At 45.3% G+C, this 20,840-nt stretch carries 18 protein-coding genes and 1 riboswitch; of the genes, 17 read left to right on the top strand and 1 reads right to left on the bottom strand.

Annotated features, from left to right (window positions below; translation table 11 throughout):
- Positions 1 to 47 precede the first annotated feature (47 nt).
- The 17 genes from V1498_RS18250 to V1498_RS18170 all read left to right on the top strand — a co-directional run bounded on the left by V1498_RS18250 (position 48) and on the right by V1498_RS18170 (position 20,041).
- Positions 48 to 1,346, top strand: a complete 1,299-nt coding sequence (locus tag V1498_RS18250; protein WP_409299354.1) for an O-acetylhomoserine aminocarboxypropyltransferase/cysteine synthase family protein — start codon at positions 48 to 50, stop codon at positions 1,344 to 1,346.
- 152 nt (positions 1,347 to 1,498) lie between these two features.
- Positions 1,499 to 1,610, top strand: a riboswitch (SAM riboswitch).
- 92 nt (positions 1,611 to 1,702) lie between these two features.
- Positions 1,703 to 2,740, top strand: a complete 1,038-nt coding sequence (locus V1498_RS18245; RefSeq protein WP_409299352.1) for a methionine ABC transporter ATP-binding protein — start codon at positions 1,703 to 1,705, stop codon at positions 2,738 to 2,740.
- Positions 2,730 to 3,398, top strand: coding sequence for a methionine ABC transporter permease (locus V1498_RS18240; protein ID WP_409295204.1), 669 nt, complete (start codon positions 2,730 to 2,732; stop codon positions 3,396 to 3,398). The genes V1498_RS18245 and V1498_RS18240 overlap by 11 nt, the downstream gene beginning before the upstream one ends.
- Positions 3,399 to 3,410: 12 nt before the next feature.
- Positions 3,411 to 4,238, top strand: coding sequence for a MetQ/NlpA family ABC transporter substrate-binding protein (locus V1498_RS18235; RefSeq protein WP_409295202.1), 828 nt, complete (start codon positions 3,411 to 3,413; stop codon positions 4,236 to 4,238).
- 155 nt (positions 4,239 to 4,393) lie between these two features.
- Positions 4,394 to 4,774, top strand: coding sequence for a carboxymuconolactone decarboxylase family protein (locus V1498_RS18230; protein ID WP_409295201.1), 381 nt, complete (start codon positions 4,394 to 4,396; stop codon positions 4,772 to 4,774).
- A gap of 223 nt (positions 4,775 to 4,997) precedes the next feature.
- On the top strand, positions 4,998 to 5,138 hold the full coding sequence (locus tag V1498_RS18225) for a hypothetical protein (RefSeq protein ID WP_409290175.1): 141 nt from the start codon (positions 4,998 to 5,000) through the stop codon (positions 5,136 to 5,138).
- Positions 5,139 to 7,280: 2,142 nt separating this feature from the next.
- Positions 7,281 to 8,066 carry a Fe-S cluster assembly ATPase SufC gene (gene sufC / locus V1498_RS18220; protein WP_409290173.1) on the top strand — a complete coding sequence of 262 codons (786 nt, stop codon included), beginning with the start codon at positions 7,281 to 7,283 and terminating at the stop codon, positions 8,064 to 8,066.
- 17 nt (positions 8,067 to 8,083) lie between these two features.
- The gene (sufD, locus tag V1498_RS18215; RefSeq protein ID WP_409295200.1) at positions 8,084 to 9,391 is read left to right on the top strand and encodes a Fe-S cluster assembly protein SufD; all 1,308 of its coding nucleotides are present in this window, start codon (positions 8,084 to 8,086) and stop codon (positions 9,389 to 9,391) included.
- Positions 9,391 to 10,620, top strand: a complete 1,230-nt coding sequence (locus V1498_RS18210) for a cysteine desulfurase (protein ID WP_409295199.1) — start codon at positions 9,391 to 9,393, stop codon at positions 10,618 to 10,620. The genes sufD and V1498_RS18210 overlap by 1 nt, the downstream gene beginning before the upstream one ends.
- Positions 10,610 to 11,044, top strand: a complete 435-nt coding sequence (gene sufU, locus V1498_RS18205) for a Fe-S cluster assembly sulfur transfer protein SufU (RefSeq protein WP_409295197.1) — start codon at positions 10,610 to 10,612, stop codon at positions 11,042 to 11,044. Before V1498_RS18210 ends, sufU begins: the two co-directional genes overlap by 11 nt.
- 45 nt (positions 11,045 to 11,089) lie before the next feature.
- Entirely contained in the window at positions 11,090 to 12,487 is a 1,398-nt protein-coding gene (gene sufB, locus V1498_RS18200; protein WP_409295195.1) for a Fe-S cluster assembly protein SufB, read from the top strand.
- A 218-nt stretch (positions 12,488 to 12,705) separates the two neighbouring features.
- The gene (locus tag V1498_RS18195; protein WP_409295194.1) at positions 12,706 to 13,533 is read left to right on the top strand and encodes an STAS domain-containing protein; all 828 of its coding nucleotides are present in this window, start codon (positions 12,706 to 12,708) and stop codon (positions 13,531 to 13,533) included.
- Positions 13,534 to 13,666: 133 nt separating this feature from the next.
- Complete coding sequence (locus V1498_RS18190) at positions 13,667 to 13,900, top strand: hypothetical protein (protein WP_409295193.1); 234 nt, start codon at positions 13,667 to 13,669, stop codon at positions 13,898 to 13,900.
- Positions 13,901 to 14,567: 667 nt separating this feature from the next.
- On the top strand, positions 14,568 to 15,932 hold the full coding sequence (locus V1498_RS18185; protein WP_409299350.1) for an amino acid permease: 1,365 nt from the start codon (positions 14,568 to 14,570) through the stop codon (positions 15,930 to 15,932).
- Between the two features lie 305 nt (positions 15,933 to 16,237).
- Entirely contained in the window at positions 16,238 to 17,485 is a 1,248-nt protein-coding gene (locus tag V1498_RS18180) for an RNA polymerase sigma factor (protein ID WP_409295191.1), read from the top strand.
- An 84-nt stretch (positions 17,486 to 17,569) separates the two neighbouring features.
- Complete coding sequence (locus V1498_RS18175) at positions 17,570 to 17,944, top strand: YciI family protein (protein WP_409295190.1); 375 nt, start codon at positions 17,570 to 17,572, stop codon at positions 17,942 to 17,944.
- 228 nt (positions 17,945 to 18,172) lie between these two features.
- Entirely contained in the window at positions 18,173 to 20,041 is a 1,869-nt protein-coding gene (locus tag V1498_RS18170; protein ID WP_409295188.1) for a prenyltransferase/squalene oxidase repeat-containing protein, read from the top strand.
- A gap of 46 nt (positions 20,042 to 20,087) precedes the next feature.
- On the opposite strand, the gene V1498_RS18165 is transcribed toward V1498_RS18170, so the two are convergent.
- A complete protein-coding gene (locus V1498_RS18165) occupies positions 20,088 to 20,675 on the bottom strand; it encodes a hypothetical protein (protein ID WP_409295186.1) in 588 nt (195 codons plus the stop codon).
- Between the last annotated feature and the right edge of the window lie 165 nt (positions 20,676 to 20,840).

Genomic DNA, 20,840 nt, shown 5'->3' with positions numbered 1-20,840 from the left:
GGAATAAAATTTGAAAGGAAGTGCTTAATTTGTCTGAATCCAAATCCCTGCGATTTGAAACACTCAGTATCCATGGCGGCCTTGAGCCTGATCCGAAAACTGGTGCAAGAGCTGTACCCATCTATCAAAGCAATGCGTATCTTTTCAAAGACACAGAGCATGCAGCAAATTTATTCGGCCTTAAAGAAGAAGGATATATCTATACCCGCATACATAATCCGACTGTTTCAGTGTTCGAGGAGAGAGTCGCCCTGCTCGAAGGCGGAATCGGAGCCCTTGCCGTATCAAGCGGCATGGCGGCCATTACACTTGCCATCCTGAACCTGGCAGGCGCCGGGGATGAAATCGTCTCCTCAGCCAGCCTCTATGGAGGCACTTATAACCTCTTCAGTCATACTCTTCCCAAATATGGGATCAAAGTCCACTTCGTGGACAGTTCAGATCCAAAAAGCCTTCAAGAAGCCATCACTCCCAAAACAAAAGCCGTCTTTGCAGAAACCATTGGAAATCCAAGCCTTTCCGTGCTGGATATCGAAGCCGCGGCTGAAGCAGCACACGATGCAGGAATTCCTTTAATTGTTGATAACACCTTTGCAACTCCTTATCTATGCAGGCCAATCGACTTTGGTGCCGATATCGTCGTACACTCAGCGACCAAGTGGCTGCTTGGCAATGGAACGGCGCTCGGCGGGATCATTGTCGATGGCGGCAAATTTGATTGGAGCTCAAAGCTCTTTCCCGAGTTCAACACACCTGATCCAAGCTACAACGGATTGGTTTACAGTGAAGCATTGGGACAGGCGGCTTACATTGCCAAAGCACGGGTGCAGCTCCTGCGGGATCTGGGACCTGCGCTCAGCCCGACCAATGCCTTTCAATTCACACTCGGACTTGAGACCCTTCATGTCAGGATGAAAGAGCATATTGCCAACACAAAGAAAATCGTTGCCTACCTAAAGTCTCATGAAGCGGTAGAATGGGTTTCGTATCCTGGGGATGAAGCGCATGCCGGCAAACGGCTTGCAGATAAATATCTGCCCAAAGGTGCCGGTTCAGTCGTCGTATTCGGGATTAAGGGAGGACGCAGTGCCGGAGCAGCATTGATCAATTCTGTTAAGCTATGGTCACATGTGGCAAATGTCGGTGATGCCAAGAGCCTCATCATCCACCCTGCCAGCACAACTCACCAGCAGCTTGGTCCAAAAGATTTGAAAGATTCCGGAGTGACAGAGGACATGGTACGGCTGTCTATCGGCATCGAGCATGCTGATGATCTAATTGAGGACCTGGAATCAGCCATTAAGGCAGCGACGGGTGTTTCTTCAGAGCTTGGTGCAGGAGTCTAATGAGGTAAGGAAGAGTGCAGGGCAGCCCTGAATGCCCTGTACTCTTTTTATGGTGCGAAATCCCTAAAGTTTTTCGTTGACACCGGAGGAGAATGGTGCTAGAATCTCAATTATGTGATTTAAGCTGACTTAAAATTCAATTTAATATAAGACTCTTATTGAGAGAGGTGGAGGGATGTGCCCGATGAAACCCGGCAACCGGCAGGAGATAGTTCCTGATAAGGTGCCAATTCACACAGAGCTTGAAGCTTTGGGAAATGAGAGGAAGGACTTTTTACATCATGCCTTTCTGTTATTTCGCAGAAAGGCTTTTCTTATTGTACGAACCATATTCCATCATAAAAGAGGTGACAGCATTGATTTTCCTTTCTAATGTAAGCAAAATATACCAGGCCAGCCTTAAAGGAAGCTCCCAGATAAAAGCGGTGGACGAGGTAGACCTTGAAGTAAGCCAGGGCGAAATATTCGGAATCATCGGCTACAGCGGAGCAGGAAAAAGTACTCTGATCCGTATGTTGAATGGTCTGGAACTCCCGACCTCGGGAAATGTAACCGTAGCCGGCCGTGAAATATCAAAAATCAGGGGCTCAGAATTGAGAAAGGCCAGGCAGGAAATCAGCATGATCTTTCAGCACTTCAACCTCCTGTGGTCGAGAACGGTCAGTGAGAATATCGCTTTCCCTCTTGAGATCGCCGGTGTCCAAAAAGAAAAGCGGGAGGAGAGGGTGAAGGAGCTCATCAAGCTTGTCGGCCTGGAAGGGCGGGAACACGCTTATCCGTCCCAGCTGAGCGGCGGGCAAAAACAGCGCGTCGGCATAGCAAGGGCGCTCGCCAACAATCCAAAGGTGCTGCTGTGTGACGAAGCAACTTCAGCACTCGATCCCCAGACGACGGATTCTATCCTGGAGCTTCTCCAGGATATAAATAAACGACTGGGCCTCACCATTGTCCTGATTACCCATGAGATGCATGTGATCAGGAAAATCTGCCATAAGGTGGCCGTGATGGAGAATGGGAAAGTCGTCGAAGCAGGAAGTGTGCTGGAAGTGTTTAAGCATCCTAAAGCCGGAATCACAAAACGCTTTGTTCAGCAGGTCACAGAGCCCGAAGAGACGAAGGAAACCATTGAACACCTTCTGCAGCACTATCCAAATGGCCGGGTTGTCCAGCTGTCCTTTACAGGGGATTCTGCTGAAAAGCCCCTCATTACCCAGCTGATCCGTCAATTCAACCTGGAGGTTAACATTCTGCAGGGGAAAATTTCCCCGACTCAGAACGGTTCTTACGGCACCTTGTTCATCCATATGGACGGCAGCAGCGCTGAGATGGACAAAGCCATTGAATTCATCAGGCAAAGCCAGGTAGGAGTAGAGGTGATTGAGAATGGTGACTAACTTATTCCCGAATGTCGAGTGGGATGTGATCTTGGAAGCAACCAAGGAAACATTGTACATGACAGCCATTTCCGTACTCGCAACCTTTGTCCTCGGTATAATATTGGGGTTACTCCTATTCTTAACGGGGAAAGGGAATCTGTGGGAAAACAAGGCGGTCCATACAGTGGTCAGTGCTTTTGTTAATATTTTCAGGTCTATTCCCTTCATCATCCTGATTGTATTGCTGATTCCATTTACAAAGGCCATTGTGAACACGATGATTGGCGCAAATGCTGCACTTCCCGCCCTGATTATCGGTGCTGCGCCATTTTACGCCCGGATGGTTGAAATCGGACTCCGTGAAATTGACAAAGGAGTCATCGAAGCTGCGCGCTCCATGGGAGCAACGACTGGAACCATCATCGGTAAGGTCCTGATCCCAGAGAGCCTTCCGGCATTGGTCTCCGGGATAACGGTAACAGCCATTGCCCTGGTAGGTTATACCGCTATGGCTGGTGTAGTCGGGGCAGGCGGCCTTGGTAACCTTGCGTATCTAGACGGATTCCAGCGGAGCCAGAATGATGTCACATTGGCAGCAACCGTCATCGTTTTATTGATTGTGTTTATCATCCAATTTATTGGAGATTATATAACCACGAAACTAGATAAGAGATAAGGGGAGATTAGTATGAAAAAGTATGTAAGCTTAGTGCTTCTGCTTGTAGTATCTGCGGTATTGGCGGCATGCGGTACCAAAGGAGATTCTGGCGGCAGCGGGGATTCAAAGACATTGACTGTAGGTGCCTCCAATGTGCCTCACGCTGAAATTCTGAAAGAAGCACAGCCTGCTCTTGAGAAAAAGGGCATCAACCTGAAGATTGTAAAGTATCAGGACTATATTATGCCAAACAAAGCACTGGATGAAGGTGAACTGGATGCAAACTACTTCCAGCACATTCCTTACCTAAAAGCGCAGATCAAAGAAAATGGCTATGATTTTGAAAATGCCGGCGGAATCCATATCGAACCTATCGGCGTGTACTCCAAGAAATACAAAAAGCTCAGCCAGCTTCCAAAGAATGCTGAAATAATCATGAGCAGCTCTGTAGCTGACCATGGCCGCATTCTATCCATGCTTGAAGCAGAAGGCCTGATCAAGCTTAAACCAGGCATTGACAAGACCACTGCCCAGGTGAAAGACATTACGGAAAACAAGAAAAAGCTAAAATTCAAAGCAGATATCGAAGCATCTCTTCTTCCAAAAGTTTATGAAAATAATGAAGGCGACGCAGTCCTTATCAATTCCAACTATGCCATTGATGCAAAGTTAAACCCGGTTAAAGATGCTATTGCTCTTGAAAATTCAGACTCTCCTTATGTAAATGTCATCGCTGTGAAAAAAGGCGACAAAGATAAAAAAGAAATCAAAACATTGGTAGAAGTTCTTCGTACCAAAGAAATCCAGGACTTCATCAAAAAAGAATACAAAGGTGCAGTCGTGCCGGTAAGTGAATAATTCAAGAAGAGGAAGCGTATAGGCGCTTCCTCTTTTTTGGGGCTCTTTTCTAAGAAACAGCTGTTTTTGAGAAAATACCTTTTTAAAGAAGCACGGATAAATAAGGCGTTTAGCCGCATACTAAGGGGGAATAACTTAACAGGAGTGACTCTGAAATGGATCAAATCCCGCATATGCCTTCCAACCCTTCGGAAATGGCCATCCGTGATTATAAAGAAGGACTTGGAATCTTCATGAAAAAGATGCCTAAGCTGGCCCAGCATTATAATGATTTTACTGAAGCATGCTTTGAGGAAGGTTCGCTGACTCAAAGAGAAAAGCAGCTGATTGCCTTGGGGATCAGTCTGTTCTCACAGGACGAATATTGTATTATCTATCACGTAAAAGGCTGTCTAGACCATGGTGCATCCGAGGCAGAAATCTTGGAGGCTGTAGGAGTGACGGCGGCTTTTGGCGGAGGAGCAGCTATGAGCCAGGCGGTAACCCTTGTACAGGATACCATTACCGACCTGCAGGATTCCGATCTCCTTTCATAATTGAAATATGGAGGATATCAAAAGAATCCGGAGCAATTTTGCATGCGGGACCATCTCCATTCTCCAGCCTTTCATCAAAAGTGAATTACGCTGTAATACGGCTCTATAGAGATTTTGCCACAGGATTGGCACCATGTTAGAATAGCTCTGTAACTACAAGAAAGGAATGAGTATCATTAATAACAACTTGAAATTGCAAGTTACTCATGACATGGAAAAAGCAATGCAGCAAAATCATGGTATAGGCTACAGCGAATATAACCGCAACCTTGACGTAAGATTAAAGGTTGAAGAAAAGCGGGAAGAAAGCTATGCAAAAAGCCACCAGATCAACGAAGAAATAAACCGCAAAATACACAATTGATGCCTGGCAAAAAGCCGCAGGGACCAGCCGAATGCTTTTGGCTGGTCTTTCTTTTTGTTTAATTACTGGCTGGACATACAGGATAAGAAGAACAGCTTTGGATAGGTAAAAATATATTAATAGAAGAAAAAGGGTTTTTAGATCCTGAGGATTTTTATTTCTACATAATGTTTGGACAGCTTTTGGGTGCTGCTCGCTTCTTAATTGGGCTTTGGTGTACTTGGTCCAGCTGTGAAAAAGTTTTACGGAGAAAAGGAGCCTGCGGAGAAGGGGTATGGTTGTAAAGAACATTAGAACCAAAAAAGACCTTTGGTGAATGAAAAAAGGTTGTAAAGGGACTTTTAGAACGAAAAAGGACCTTTGGTGACTGGAAAATGGTTGTAAAGGAACGATTAGAACCAAAAAGAGTCTCCGGCGAATGAAAAAAGGTTGTAAAGGAAGCATTAGAACCAAAAAAGACCTTTGGTGAATGAAAAAAGGTTGTAAAGGAAGCATTAGAACCAAAAAGAGTCTCCGGCGAATGAAAAAAGGTTGTAAAGGGACTTTTAGAACCAAAAAGGACCTTTGGTGGATGAAAAAAGGTTGTAAAGGAACGATTAGAACCAAAGAGAGCTTCCGGCGAATGAAAAAAGGTTGTAAATGAAGCATTAGAACCAAAAAAAGACCTTGGTGAATGAAAAAAGGTTGTAAAGGGACTTTTAGAACCAAAAAAGACCTTTGGTGAATGAAAAATGGTTGTAAAGGAACGATTAGAACCAAAGAGAGCTTCCGGCGAATGAAAAAAGGTTGTAAATGAAGCATTAGAACCAAAAAAAGACCTTGGTGAATGAAAAAAGGTTGTAAAGGGACTTTTAGAACCAAAAAAGACCTTTGGTGAATGAAAAATGGTTGTAAAGGAACGATTAGAACCAAAAAGAGTCTCCAGGGAAGGGAAAATGGTCTTAAAAAGATTTTTATGGCCAGAAAGTGCCTTCGTTGAAGGGAAAAAGGTCTTAAAAGAATTCTCATGACCAAAAAGTGCCTTCAGTAAAGAAATAATGGTCTTAAAAGAATTTTTATGACCTAAAAGGTGCCCGCAGTAACGAGAAAATGGTCTTAAAGGGATTTTTTAGAACAAAAGATGCCTGCGGTAAATGCAATCGTCCTCCAACTTCATTGGAAGTAAAGGCACCGTTCTCCGCTTTAGTGTCTGCCAGCTCCGAACTGACACCTTCGGTCATAAGTCAATCGCCATCTAAAGGCAAGATCGGCCTTCAGCTGCCGCTGGCCTTATGCCTGTCAGGTGTCTGCCTTTCATCGGAGATCCAGGTTTTAAAAAGGTGAGTGCAACATTCTGCCTTTAATACTTTTCTGTTTAAAAGGCACCGTTCTCCGCTTTAGTGTCTGCCAGCTCCGAACTGACACCTTCGGTCATAAGTCAATCGCCATCTAAAGGCAAGATCGGCGTTTAGCTGCCGCTGGCCTTATGCCTGTCAGGTGTCTGCCTTTCATCGGAGATCCGGGTTTTAAAAAGGTGAGTGCATCATTCTGCCTTTAATACTTTTCTGTTTAAAAGGCACCGTTCTCCGCTTTAGTGTCTGCCAGCTCCGAACTGACACCTTCGGTCATAAGTCAATCGCCATCTAAAGGCAAGATCGGCCTTCAGCTGCCGCTGGCCTTATGCCTGTCAGGTGTCTGCCTTTCATCGGAGATCCAGGTTTTAAAAAGGTGAGTGCATCATTCTGCCTTTAATACTTTTCTGTTTAGAAGGCACCGTTCTCCGCTTTAGTGTCATCCAGCTCCGAACTGACATCCTCCCGTCATAAGCCAGGCCGGCTATGAGAAGAAAGGACACTTCCCATAGCCGCCCCGTCTTATGCTGGTCGGATGTCTGCCTTTCATTGAAATTACTGATTTTATATAGGAGTGTGCGACATTCTGCTTCTGATAAAGTTTTTATAAAAGGCACCGTTCTCCGCTTTAGAATATTTGTGTTTTATTTAAAAATGTTATAATATTGTAATGAGAATAGATTGAGAATGATATTTGTTTTCTTGAAAGATGGCTGAAGAGCCGGATAAAGGTTATAATTCAATTATTGTGTTAATACTCGGTCAAGCCGGGTTTTATGAGTAAGACTTACTATTCACGGAGGTATATATTATGGCTGGATCAACTTTAACGATTAAAGATCTGCATGTGGAGATCGAGGGCAAGGAAATTTTAAAAGGTGTAAACCTTGAGATTAAGGGTGGAGAGATTCACGCAATCATGGGTCCTAACGGAACTGGTAAATCCACTCTTTCTTCTGCAATCATGGGCCACCCTAAATATGAAGTGACTAGCGGTTCTATTACGCTTGATGGTGAAGATGTACTGGAAATGGAAGTGGATGAAAGGGCACGCGCAGGTCTGTTTCTTGCTATGCAGTACCCAAGCGAGATTACTGGCGTGACGAATGCTGATTTCCTTCGTTCTGCTGTGAATGCACGCAGGGAAGAGGGCGATGAAGTATCCCTGATGAAATTCATCCGCACTATGGATAAGCAGATGGACTTCCTGGAAATGGATCAGGATATGGCACAGAGATATCTCAATGAAGGTTTCTCAGGCGGAGAGAAGAAGCGTAATGAAATCCTTCAGCTTATGATGATCGAGCCGAAGATTGCGATTCTTGATGAGATTGACTCGGGTCTTGATATCGATGCACTCAAAGTTGTATCAAAGGGAATCAATCAAATGCGCGGCGATGAATTCGGATGCCTGATTATCACTCACTATCAGCGCCTGCTGAACTATATCACTCCTGATTTCGTCCACGTGATGATGCAGGGCCGTGTTGTTAAGTCTGGAGGCCCTGAGCTTGCCCAGCGCCTGGAAGCTGAAGGATATGACTGGATCAAGCAAGAACTGGGTATTGAAGACGAAACTGTTGGCCAAGAAGCGTAAGCGTTAGGAGGATTGCAATGACCACGGAAATTAAATTGCCGTTTGACCAGGAGTATGTACGCTCCTTTTCGAAACAGAATAATGAACCCGGCTGGCTCACTGAGCTTAGGACTGCATCACTTGCAGCCTATGAGAATCTTCCGCTTCCGCGGCCGGATAAGACGAAAATCGATAAATGGAATTTCACCGGCTTTTCAAAGCATGTTGTGGAAAGTGAAGTTTTTGCCAGCGCTGAGGAACTGCCTGAGAGTGTAAAGACTTTGGTCGGTGCGAATGAAGGCAGCCAGAACCTCTATGTACAAAGGAATAATACCCCGGCTTTTTCATCGCTTTCAGAGGATGTCAAAGGCCAGGGAGTCGTGTTTACCGATATCATCACGGCAGCCAGGGAATATCCTGAGCTTGTGGAGAAGTACTTCATGAAGGACGGCGTGAAGGCAGATGAGCACCGTCTTACTGCACTTCATGCAGCATTGCTGAATGGCGGGGCTTTTATCTACATTCCTAAGAATGTAGAAATTAAAGAGCCGCTGCAGGCTGTTTTCCTTCACGACAACCCTGAAGCAGCGCTGTTCAACCACGTATTGGTTGTGGCAGATGACAACAGCCAGGTAACGTATGTGGAAAACTATATTTCAACAACGGAATCAGAGGGAATTGCCAACATCATCACAGAAGTGTTTGCCGGAACGAATGCACGCGTTGCATATGGTGCGGTTGATAATCTGTCCAAGGGCATCACGACTTATGTAAACCGCCGCGGAACTGCCGGTCGGGATGCAAAGATTGAGTGGGCTTTAGGCTTGATGAATGATGGAAATACCATTTCTGAAAATATTACAAACCTTGTGGGAGATGGATCCTTCGGCGATTCTAAAACGGTTGTGGTCGGCCGCGGTGAGCAGATCCAGAACTTTACAACAAGCATCATCCACTGGGGCAAGAATTCCGAAGGCTACATCCTGAAACATGGCGTGATGAAGGACAGTGCATCCTCTATCTTCAACGGAATCGGGAAGATTGAGCATGGTGCTTCCAAGTCAAATGCTGAGCAGGAGTCAAGGGTACTGATGCTGAGCGAGAAAGCAAGGGGCGATGCCAACCCGATCCTCCTCATTGACGAAGACGATGTGACTGCTGGACACGCAGCTTCTGTAGGACGTGTTGATCCTATCCAGCTCTATTATCTGATGAGCCGGGGAATCCCGCAGACTGAAGCGGAAAGGTTAGTAATCCATGGTTTCCTTGCTCCGGTAGTAAACCAGCTGCCAATCGAGTCGGTTAAAAAAGGATTGGTAGAGGTTATCGAAAGGAAAGTTAAATAATGAATGCCCATGAAATCAAGAAGTTATTTCCGATACTAGGCCAGGAAGTGAACGGAAGCCCGCTTGTTTATCTTGACAGTGCAGCCACGTCACAAAAGCCGCTGAAGGTGATTGACGAAATCAGCGCATATTATCGCGAATATAACTCCAATGTACACAGGGGCGTACACACTCTTGGGACAAAGGCGACAGATCGATACGAAGGAGCCCGTGAAAAGGCCCGGAAATTCATCAATGCCGCCTCTCTTGAGGAGATAGTTTTTCTGCGTGGAACAACCACTGCCCTCAATCTCGTGGCTTCAAGCTACGGCGGGGATAACCTGAAAGAAGGGGATGAAATTGTGATTTCCTACATGGAGCATCACAGTAATATCATTCCCTGGCAGCAGGCTGCCAAGAAGACCGGGGCCGTTTTAAAATATCTTCCCCTTCAGGAAGACGGAACAATTTCGCTTGAAGATGTGCGGAAAACGATCACGGAAAACACGAAAATTGTTTCCATTATGTATGTTTCCAACGTATTGGGTGTCATCAATCCAATAAAGGAAATCGCACAGATTGCCCATGAAAAGGGTGCGGTCATGGTGGTGGATGGAGCTCAGGCAGCTCCTCACCTGAAAGTGGATGTGAAGGATCTTGACTGCGATTTCTTTGCTTTTTCAGGGCATAAGATGTGCGGCCCGACAGGAATCGGCGTCCTTTATGGCAAGAAGCATCTGCTCGAGGGAATGGAGCCGGTCGAGTTCGGCGGTGAAATGATTGATATCGTGGACTTGTTTGAGTCAACATGGAAGGAGCTTCCCTGGAAGTTTGAAGGGGGCACTCCAATCATTGCCGGCGCCATCGGCCTTGGTGCGGCCATTGACTTTCTTACGGATATCGGCCTTGATGAAATTGAGGCCCATGAGCATAAGCTTGCAGCCTATGCGCTTGATTCAATGTCACAGGTAGAGGGTATAACTATATATGGCCCTAAAAACGCCGGGCAGCGGGCAGGTGTCATCACGTTCAACCTGGACGAAGTGCATCCGCACGATGTGGCGACGGTCCTTGATGCAGACGGCATCGCAGTCCGTGCCGGCCATCACTGTGCCCAGCCGCTTATGCGCTGGCTGAAGGTATCGTCGACGGCCCGTGCTAGTTTTTACCTGTATAACACCGAAGAAGATATTGATAAGCTTGTGGAAGGGCTTGTCAAAACAAAGGAGTATTTCAGCAATGTCTTTTAATAATCTAGACACGTTGTATCGCCAGGTGATCATGGATCATTATAAAAATCCACGCAACAAAGGTGTCCTTAATAACGGGAACCTGACTGTGGATATGAATAATCCAACCTGCGGCGACCGCATCAGGCTGACGTTGGATGTTAAGGATGGCATTGTGAATGACGCCAAGTTTGACGGAGAAGGATGCTCCATCTCCATGTCTTCGGCGTCCATGATGACACAGGCAGTCAAAGGCAAAGATATAGAGACGGCTCTTAAGCTTTCTGATATTTTTTCAAATATAATGAAGGGCAACGAGTATGATGAAGATATAGACCTGGGAGATATCGAGGCTCTCTCGGGTGTTTCCAAGTTTCCAGCCAGGATCAAGTGTGCCACACTAGCATGGAAGGCCATGGAAAAAGGGCTCAAGGAAACGAACTGATAAGCAGGGCATATCCTGCTTTCAAAAGAATGGAGGAAAAGATCTATGGCTAAAAAGATGCCAGAAATCGGGGATTATAAATACGGCTTCTCGGACAGGGATGTTTCCATCTTCCGCTCAAAGCGCGGTCTGACCAGGGAAATCGTAGAAGAAATCTCACGAATGAAAAGTGAACCTCAATGGATGCTTGATTTCCGCTTGAAATCTTTGGAGCATTTTTATAATATGCCAATGCCTCAGTGGGGCGGAGACTTGATGAGCTTGAACTTCGACGAAATCACCTACTATGTGAAGCCTTCTGAGAAGTCAGAGAAGTCATGGGACGAAGTGCCTGACGAAATCAAGCAGACCTTCGACAAGCTCGGAATTCCTGAAGCTGAGCAGAAATACCTTGCCGGTGTATCTGCCCAGTATGAGTCAGAGGTTGTATACCATAATATGAAGGAAGATCTCGAAGCGATGGGCATTGTCTTCAAAGACACTGATTCAGCGCTCCGGGAAAACGAAGACATTTTCCGTGAACACTTTGGAAAAACGATTCCTCCTACAGACAATAAATTTGCAGCCTTGAATTCGGCTGTATGGTCTGGCGGATCCTTCATCTATGTTCCTAAAGGAATCAAAGTGGATACGCCGCTGCAGGCATACTTCCGTATCAACTCTGAAAATATGGGACAGTTCGAACGTACCCTGATCATTGTGGATGAAGATGCAAGTGTGCATTATGTAGAGGGTTGTACAGCTCCTGTCTATACAACGAATTCCCTTCACAGTGCAGTCGTTGAGATTGTCATTAAAAAGGGTGCTTACTGCCGATACACGACCATTCAGAACTGGGCGAACAATGTGTTCAACCTTGTTACCAAGCGTGCTGTCTGTGAGGCAAATGCTACCATGGAATGGATCGATGGAAACATCGGCTCCAAGTTAACCATGAAATACCCTGCTGTTATCCTAAAAGGAGAAGGCGCGCGTGGAATGACGCTTTCCATTGCCATTGCCGGCAAAGGCCAGCATCAGGATGCAGGTGCGAAAATGATTCATTTGGCACCAAACACATCTTCAACCATCGTGTCCAAGTCCATTTCCAAGCAGGGTGGAAAAGTTACGTACCGCGGAATCGTCCATTTTGGACGAAGAGCGGAAGGTGCTCGTTCCAATATCGAGTGCGATACCTTGATCATGGATAACAAATCAACTTCTGATACGATTCCTTATAATGAAATCTTGAATGATAACATCTCCCTGGAGCATGAAGCCAAGGTTTCAAAGGTCTCAGAAGAGCAGCTATTCTATCTAATGAGCCGCGGTATTTCCCAGCAGGAAGCAACCGAAATGATCGTAATGGGCTTCATTGAGCCATTTACGAAGGAGCTTCCAATGGAATATGCCGTTGAAATGAACCGCCTGATCAAGTTTGAGATGGAAGGTTCCATCGGTTAATTCATTACAATCCTTGTAATATCAACGAGTTTTTATAAAGGAGAAAATCACTTGTGCCGGTTTTATGCCGACTCAGATTTTCTTTGAAGTGTAGGAGGCGAACTTTATAAGTTCGTCTTCTTCTATTTTTTCTGTAAAAGGGTATTTATGGATTTGTACAATGGAGGTCTGTGGCGTATAATCTTTGTAAAATCTACTATAGAGGATGGCATAGGAAAATGACCATGACCCTAAATATGATGGGACAACATTTGGTTGAAAATGCCGAGGTGCTTGCTGGCCAGGTTGTTAACAGTGTACTGATAGAAATGAGTTTAAGCATCTCAGATGTGGAAAGAATTCAAGCAATTCAAATGTATACTGATCTAATCAAGCACTTAGGTAATTCCTTGTTATGTGAAAACAGTCATCAGGAAGTTCCTGATTTACTCCTGGAATGGAGTAGGGATAATGCGGTTAAACAAGTGTCGGACTATAGTGGAATATCTGAAATAGTCATGCGCTACACACCGAGTAGAAGCATCCTTGTAGACATCCTCACTGAAATAAGTATTAATTTAAGTCTTTCTCTAAAAGAGAACGTCTATGTGCTTAAGAAATTAAACCAATTCTTAGACTTCAGTCTAAATGAAACAGTTAGACATTATGAGCAGCTTATATCCCAATTTAGAATTCATACAGAAAAAGAAATAGTTAATTTATCTGCACCTATTGTTCCTATAAAAGAAGGGATAGGTATTATCCCTCTTGTTGGTGAGTTCAGTGAATCCAGAATTGCACATTTACGTGATCATGTAGTACCAAGGATAGTTGAAATGAAAATAACAGATCTAATAGCTGACTACTCAGGAATTGAACACATTCAACCCGAATTTGGTCAGGCTTTATATGAAATGGCGCAGGTACTTCAGTTGTTGGATGTTAATGTGATTGCGACCGGGTTGAGGCCTGGGTTGGTTAAAAGTATTGTTGAAGGCGGGCTTGATGTTAGAGAATCAAAAAACTTTTCGACAGTAAAACAAGCATTAGAGTCATTGGAAAAATAAATAGAGGAGTCAAGCACCCCCTTAATAAGGAGGTGTTTTTTCTTTGATTAATAAGCTGAATCTTCAAAAGATAAGCAATAAGTAAGGGGGATTACACTGGAGGCGGTAATCATGGAGACAAAGATACAGGAACATGAAAAAGCCATTAATGAGAACATCCTGCCCAAGTTTTAAGCCGCCTGAGCTGGAGTATGCCAAGCAGGAAATATCTTCTTTACAGAAGGAATTAATGGGAGTTCAAAAGGGTCAGAAGGAGCTTGAATTAACCGTCATGAAAGACAGAAAAGAAACTACGGAGCAACTTAGGCCCTTTGTAGATCATGTTCTCAGGCAGGTTGAACGAGGGGGTCTTTTTTTGTGTCTATAGAGCGGGAAAGAAGTCTATATTTATTTCTCTCAGTCGATTTCTTTCTGCAGAAATTCGGGAATAAAGAACTATCAGTCTTTTTCAGCATAAGCATTATAATTATTTATCCTTCCTGATAACTATACATCATGATTTAAATTTTCAAAGCGGACTTATAAGTTTCTCGCATGTATCTGTTCCCTGCATGTTTTCATTTGTGTATATTTTATTAATATAGTAAAATGACAACCTGCCGAAATAAAGTGAATAGATAACATGCTGTTACAAAAGACCTAAAGCATTAGTTACTTGTATATTTACGGTAAATCAGTTAGATTAAAAATTATCAGAATATACTAAAAGGGATTGCTCAACCTGTTTTTTTATCGCTCATAAAGTAGTTTTTATTGTTAAACAAGGTTGACTGGAGTGTAAGGTGCGAGACTCCTGCGGGAGCAGCGGGACAGGTGAGACCCAGCAGGCAAAGCCGAGGAGGCTCACCGCCCGCCCCGCGGAAAGCGAGCGCCTGGAACGGAAGTCAACCTACTGGGTTCAAAAGGTTAATGATTTGAAAAAGCTTATAAAATTACATCTAGTTAAGGCTTTTGTAAAGCGCTTACAATCAGAGGGAGGATTCTTTGTGGAAAATTCAGTCTTGAAGCGGGAACTAAAAAGGCGCCATATTTTAATGATAGCCTTGGGCGGGGTAATCGGGACAGGTTTATTTATGAGTTCCGGCTACACCATTCATGAAGCAGGACCAGGCGGCGCCCTGGCTGCTTATCTGTGGGGCGGATTTGTCATGTACTTGACCATGCTCTGCCTCGGAGAGCTTGCTGTCAGGCTCCCTGATGCCGGCTCCTATCAAACTTACGCCTCAAAGTATATCTCGCCATCGGCAGGTTATGTAGTCGGCTGGATGTCCTGGCTGAACTGGGCTGTCACGATCGGGCTTGAGCTGATAACGGTCAGCATGCTGATGAAGCGGTGGTTCCCGGATGTATCGACATGGGTGTGGTGTGTGGTGTTCACCCTGCTGTTATTCCTGGTCAATGCATTGTCCACCAGAAGCTTTGCTGAAGTGGAATTTTGGTTTGCAGGAATCAAGGTCGTAACGATCATCATCTTCATCATCGTAGGGGGAGCGGCCATGTTTGGGTGGCTGCAGATGGATGGCCAGCCAGCACCGTATCTTTCCCATTTTACAGACAATGGCGGGCTCTTCCCGAATGGCATCACAGCAATCTTGGTAACGATGATTGCAGTCAACTTTTCCTTTCAGGGCACTGAGCTGGTGGGCATTGCTGCCGGTGAAAGTGAAGAACCGGAGAAGACGGTGCCAAAGGCCATCAATAGCACGGTATGGCGGATTTTTATTTTCTTTATCCTTTCCATGTTCATTCTGTCTGCGCTATTTCCGTGGCAGAAGGCAGATCTTGTAGAGAGTCCTTTTGTTGCAGTGTTTGAGGGCATTGGCATTCCATATGCCGCAGATGTCATGAACTTTGTTATCATCACCGCGGTGCTCTCTGTCGCAAACTCAGGATTATATGCGACTTCCAGGATGCTGTGGTCCATGTCCAATCAAGGAATGATCAGCCCTGCCTTTTCTAAGCTCAATAAGCGGGGAGTGCCTATGCTCGCACTGACGGTTAGTCTTGGGGTCGGGTGCCTTTCGCTGCTGTCGGGAATTTTCGCGGAAGAAACGGTTTATTTATGGCTTCTTTCGATTGCCGGGTTTGGCGCAGTTTTCATCTGGCTGTCCATTGCTGTGTCCAATCTGCTGGGCAGAAAGCATTTCCTGAGAAACGGGGGAAGAATCGAGGATATTAAATATAAGACACCTTTCTATCCGGTGGTTCCGATTCTCGCCATCATCGCCAACTCTGCAGTCATCATCAGTCTTGCTTTCATTGAAGAACAAAGGATTTCCTTATATTGCGGAATTCCGTTTATGGCGGCATGCTATTTTTATTACAGACTGAGGGCAAAAAAACGGATGGAGGTCAGGGGAATCCGGGGCTCCGTTGATATCCCGGATGCTAAAATATAAAATCAAGAGAGCCTGGAGATATATCCAGGCTCTTTGTTTATCTTCAAACCTGGTTGCCGAATGTACAAAAGGCAAAGGGTATCTGGGGCTGCCCCTCACCGGCAAAACAAGTTTTGTTTGCCGGTGAGGGGCATGTTTGAATCCAACTATGGTATATAAATGCTGAGAATAATAGAAGTGCATTCCTGGAAGGAGAATGGCCGCTTTTAATTGAATAAAAGTGGTTATAAAACATCTAAATAATGTTGCTATTAACGATTTTTGTTCTTTGTCTTTATAAGGATCGAGAAAGGAGGAACAAACTTATGAATGAATTCAGCCGCCGCCGGATTGAATCGGTTTGTAGGACGGAGTCAGCCAGAATAATTGGTACGATTACCCAGATGGTGAGGGATCTGGGCATGGCGGAAGATATTGCACAAGATACCCTGGTTATAGCGCTTGAACGGTGGCCCCTCTCTGGTATTCCGGATAACCCTGGTGCATGGCTGATGACTGTGGCTAAAAGAAAAGCCATTGATGTGCTTCGCCGAAAGAAATTACTAGAACAAAAATATGAACAATTAGCTTTTGATGTGAACACACAGTATGAGCCGGACTGGGCAGATAGTGACGAGGAAATTAGGGATAATATGCTGCGTCTCATTTTTATGACATGTCATCCAGCATTATCCAAAAATGCCCGTACAGCTCTAACGCTGAGACTCGTTGGGGGACTGACTGCAGAAGAAATCGCATTTGCGTACCTTTTACCCGAACCCACCATTGCCCAGCGGATTGTGAGGGCAAAACGAACACTATCGGCGGCCAAAGTTCCTTTTGAGACTCCTGATAAAACAGCGTACAAGGAAAGGCTCTCTTCTGTTCTGGAAGTCATTTATCTCATGTTCAATGAAGGGTATCTGGCTTCCTCCGGAGATAATCTGATGCGAACGAACCTTTGTCAGGAAGCATTAAGAATGGCGAGGGTCTTGGCGGAACTCATTCCTGCCGAACCGGAAGTTCATGGACTTGCTGCTCTCATGGAAATACAAGCATCCCGTTTTAAAGCACGAACGAATGCGGATGGTGAAATGATTTTGCTGCTGAATCAAGACCGTTCGTTGTGGAATCAGGAACACATCAACCGGGGTATGGCCTCTCTGAAAAAAGCAGAAGAACTGGGAGGAACATTCGGAATATATGTTTTACAAGCTTCCATTGCTGCCTGCCATGCCAAAGCTGCCTCACCGGAAAAGACGGATTGGAAACGAATTACTGCTCTTTATGATGCACTTGCAGAAGCTGCTCCTTCTCCAGTCGTTGAACTGAACCGGGCCATTGCTATATCGATGGCGTATGGAACAGAAGCAGGGCTGGAGATTGTTAATTCTCTGCTATTGGATCCGGCAATGAAGAGCTATCATCTGCTTCCGAGCGTGAAGGCTGATTTTCTTTTAAAGCTAGGGAGAAAGAAGGAAGCATGTAACGAGTTTCAGCGCGCCGCTTCGTTAACGCAAAATGTACAGGAGCAGAAGTTTCTAATGAAACAGGCTGAAAATTGTATGAAATAAAAATTAAAGTTTAGTCGATTTTTCGATTTGCAGTTCGTTGTATGAATAGATACAAAAAATTTGAGTGAATCAGGAGTGGTGATGATGATATTTTTATGTATGGGGTATTTTAACCGCGAAGCAATGGATGCACGCCCAAAGGCAGAGATTGAGGCTGTTATGAATGAATGCCGGCCGCACATTGAGCATTTTTATGAAAGTGGGGAGGTGCTGGTTGATGCCGGTCTGGAGTCAGAGGCCAAAAGCCTGCGCCGTGTGGACGGCAAGGTAGTCGTAACAGATGGCCCGTTTACAGAGGCGAAAGAAATGATTGGCAGCATATTTATTTTTGAAGCAGAGAGCATGGATAAGGCGGTTCAGCTGGCTTCCCTTCATCCTACAACACAAGTCAGCAAAGGGGAAGAATTTGGCTGGCGCATCGAAATCCGTCCGGTTCATTACTTTAGGAAGGGTAAATGAGGTACCGTAAAAAGTAAATGGCATACTGAATACGATAGATCATGAAAAAACCGGCGATTTACCGGCAGAAAGACCTTGGTGTTCGTTTTATACCGAGGTCTTTCTTAATTTAAGTCCCCCTTTCCGGAAACCTGGCATCAACAGGATATTTTTAAAAAGAAGGAAAAACAAATATTAACCAACCTATCCCCCATACAATGTAAGAAGGCATTGCAGGGGGGTGGCTGTATGACGAAAGAAATCAGGGATGAAATAGAACGGCTGATTTCTAAACTGAAGCAGGACCAATTGGAAGATGGCTCATGGGACTATCCTTTTGAGACCGGACTGATTACGGATGCCTATATGATTATTCTGCTGAAACTGCTTGGGCGGGAGGAAGCGGAGCTCATAAAAGGACTGGCTGAAAGGATTGAAAGCAGGCAGGAGGAAAATGGAGCCTGGAAGCTGTTCCGGGATGAGCGGGATGGCAATGCCTCCCTCAGCATTGAATGTTATTATGCCCTGCTGTTCAGCGGAATCAGGAAAAAGAGTGATCCTGGCATGATCAGGGCAAGGCGGTTCATCATGTCGAGGGGCGGTCTCGCAAGTGCCGGCATGTATACAAAGATCCTCCTTGCATTAACGGGTCAATATAAGTGGCCCGCTGTCTTTCCTGTCCCTCTCGAAGCAATCCTGCTGCCTTCTTCATTTATCGTCAGCATTTATGATATATCCGTATTTGGCAGGTCAAATATTATCCCAATCCTGGTTTTAGGAAATAGAAAATTCCAGATGATTGTTCCGGATACACCTGATTTAACTCACCTGAAAGACGGGCAGCGTGACAGTGAATGGGAAGAATTCAGGAGCGGGGAAGCGAGGAGCCTGTTTGGTGCGGTTGCAGGAGGTGTGAAGGCACTGGCCGGCCTCCCAGGGCATCTCAGGAGGCTGGCAGAAGATGCAGCTCTAAAGTATATGACAGGACATATAGAAGCTGATGGCACTCTGTACAATTATTTTAGCTCTACCTTCTACATGATCCTTGCCATAATCGCATTGGGTGCCCCAAAAGAAGATAAAGTCATCATGGCTGCGCTGGCTGGATTAAAGGGCATGGCATGCAGAATCGAAGGAAAACTGCATATGCAGTATACAACGGCCAATGTCTGGAATACAGCTCTGATCAGTCATGCGCTCCAGGAGGGCGGTGTAACGCATACCGAATCTGCTGTCGAAAAAGCCAATTTATATCTGAGATCGCGGCAGCATCATCAATATGGAGACTGGATGATCCGAAATCCATCTGCACTGCCTGGAGGATGGGGCTTTTCGGATCTAAATAGGATAAATCCGGACGTGGATGATACAACAGCTTCTCTAAGGGCTGTGTATGGAAACCGGGCTTCGGTCGATGAAGGCTGGCGGAGGGGTCTGCAGTATACCGTATCCATGCAGAATGATGATGGCGGCTGGCCGGCTTTTGAACGGAATGTGGATAAGAAGCTCCTGCATCTCCTGCCGATCCAAGGGGCGGAATTCATTCTTACTGACCCTTCCACTCCAGACTTGACCGGGAGGACCCTTGAATTCCTGGGAAACTATGTCAATCAGAAGCTTCCTGGATTTTCAATCAAGTCCGCCGTCAAATGGCTGTACCGCCATCAGGAAGCAAATGGTTCCTGGTATGGACGGTGGGGTATCTGCTATATTTACGGGACATGGGCCGCCTTGACCGGGCTGACTGCCGCCGGTGAATCCCCCCGGTCTGCCAGAATCCTGCGGGCAGAGAAGTGGCTTCAGAAAGTCCAGAATGAAGACGGCGGCTGGGGAGAGTCCTGCCTGAGTGATATCCATAAGACGTATATCCCGCTTCAGGCAAGCACGCTGACACATACGGCATGGGCTCTGGATGCCCTCGTTTCCGTAAAGGAGGAACCGGATGCTGGCGTCCGCAAAGCCGTTTCCTATTTAATCAAACACGGCAGGGACGAAGACTGGACCAGTCGATATCCAGCAGGGCAGGGAATGGCTGGTTTTTTTTATATCCATTATCACAGCTACCGGCATGTATTTCCTTTGCTTGCCCTTAGTCATTACCTGAATAAATTTCACTAACCCAAAAAGCGCGCCTGAGAGCAGTTGTCTGCCTGGAGGCTGCGCTTTACTGTTTTAGATGATTTTTTCTTTTCAAATCCTCTGCCCTATCATCTAATTTATCTGCTGCTTCTTCTAATTCCTCAATTTCTTCTTCTACCTTAAAAATAAGGTCGTCGGTCTGGTGCTCACTCTGGTGATGTTTCCAGAGAAGCCAAAGTGCCCTTCCGTCACTAGGGGTCCCATTCGGGAAGTCCATCGGAAAAAGAGCGAAAAACATGGTATTAAAAGAGAAGTATTGAAATTGGTAAGTCCAGACATTGGCGTCCATGTAATTGGAAGTGATCAGAAAGTTTGTGACCATGATACTCAACAGGTTAAAAAGCGCTCCACCAAGAAAAATGATGGAATTGGTAATCTGGTTATTCCATCTAAGGCTTGTGAATTCACAGCCTCCGCTCCAGAAATAAAAAGTCCTGAATTCCAGTTTCCAAAAAGAAAAAAGCACTTTTCCACAGCCGACTACTATCTTTTTATCTTTACCGCCAAACAGGGCAACAAAGAAAATATGGCCTGACAAATGGATTAGGGTCACCACAGGGAAAATCAAAAAGAAAGCAGAGAAAAACTTCCAGAAATCATTCGGTCCGAACACGTATGCAGCTCCCCCTTTGGTGTTAATATCTATACTGGGACAACTCTACTGTGATACCCTCTGTGCACACTCTATAACGTGCTTTTTTTCACAAAAATGCCAGACATGTTTTAAAAATGAGCCCTATAGGGTACCTGTGCTATAATAAACCAAAAACTTGAGGTG

This window comes from Paraperibacillus marinus (genome assembly GCF_046237605.1).
Lineage (GTDB): Bacteria > Bacillota > Bacilli > Bacillales > DSM-1321 > Paraperibacillus > Paraperibacillus marinus.
Note: the sequence above shows the minus strand (reverse complement) of the source record. Positions and strands in the feature narration are given on the sequence as shown.

Excerpts from the sequence above, each read along its gene's own strand:
- V1498_RS18225 (WP_409290175.1), top strand. The coding sequence starts at position 4,998 with ATGCAGCAAAATCATGGTATAGGCTACAGCGAATATAACCGCAACCTT.
- V1498_RS18175 (WP_409295190.1), top strand. The coding sequence starts at position 17,570 with ATGATATTTTTATGTATGGGGTATTTTAACCGCGAAGCAATGGATGCA.
- V1498_RS18235 (WP_409295202.1), top strand. The coding sequence starts at position 3,411 with ATGAAAAAGTATGTAAGCTTAGTGCTTCTGCTTGTAGTATCTGCGGTA.
- sufC (WP_409290173.1), top strand. The coding sequence starts at position 7,281 with ATGGCTGGATCAACTTTAACGATTAAAGATCTGCATGTGGAGATCGAG.
- V1498_RS18195 (WP_409295194.1), top strand. The coding sequence starts at position 12,706 with ATGACCATGACCCTAAATATGATGGGACAACATTTGGTTGAAAATGCC.
- sufB (WP_409295195.1), top strand. The coding sequence starts at position 11,090 with ATGGCTAAAAAGATGCCAGAAATCGGGGATTATAAATACGGCTTCTCG.
- V1498_RS18180 (WP_409295191.1), top strand. The coding sequence starts at position 16,238 with ATGAATGAATTCAGCCGCCGCCGGATTGAATCGGTTTGTAGGACGGAG.
- sufD (WP_409295200.1), top strand. The coding sequence starts at position 8,084 with ATGACCACGGAAATTAAATTGCCGTTTGACCAGGAGTATGTACGCTCC.
- sufU (WP_409295197.1), top strand. The coding sequence starts at position 10,610 with ATGTCTTTTAATAATCTAGACACGTTGTATCGCCAGGTGATCATGGAT.
- V1498_RS18190 (WP_409295193.1), top strand. The coding sequence starts at position 13,667 with ATGAAAAAGCCATTAATGAGAACATCCTGCCCAAGTTTTAAGCCGCCT.
- V1498_RS18210 (WP_409295199.1), top strand. The coding sequence starts at position 9,391 with ATGAATGCCCATGAAATCAAGAAGTTATTTCCGATACTAGGCCAGGAA.
- V1498_RS18185 (WP_409299350.1), top strand. The coding sequence starts at position 14,568 with ATGATAGCCTTGGGCGGGGTAATCGGGACAGGTTTATTTATGAGTTCC.
- V1498_RS18170 (WP_409295188.1), top strand. The coding sequence starts at position 18,173 with ATGACGAAAGAAATCAGGGATGAAATAGAACGGCTGATTTCTAAACTG.
- V1498_RS18240 (WP_409295204.1), top strand. The coding sequence starts at position 2,730 with ATGGTGACTAACTTATTCCCGAATGTCGAGTGGGATGTGATCTTGGAA.
- V1498_RS18230 (WP_409295201.1), top strand. The coding sequence starts at position 4,394 with ATGGATCAAATCCCGCATATGCCTTCCAACCCTTCGGAAATGGCCATC.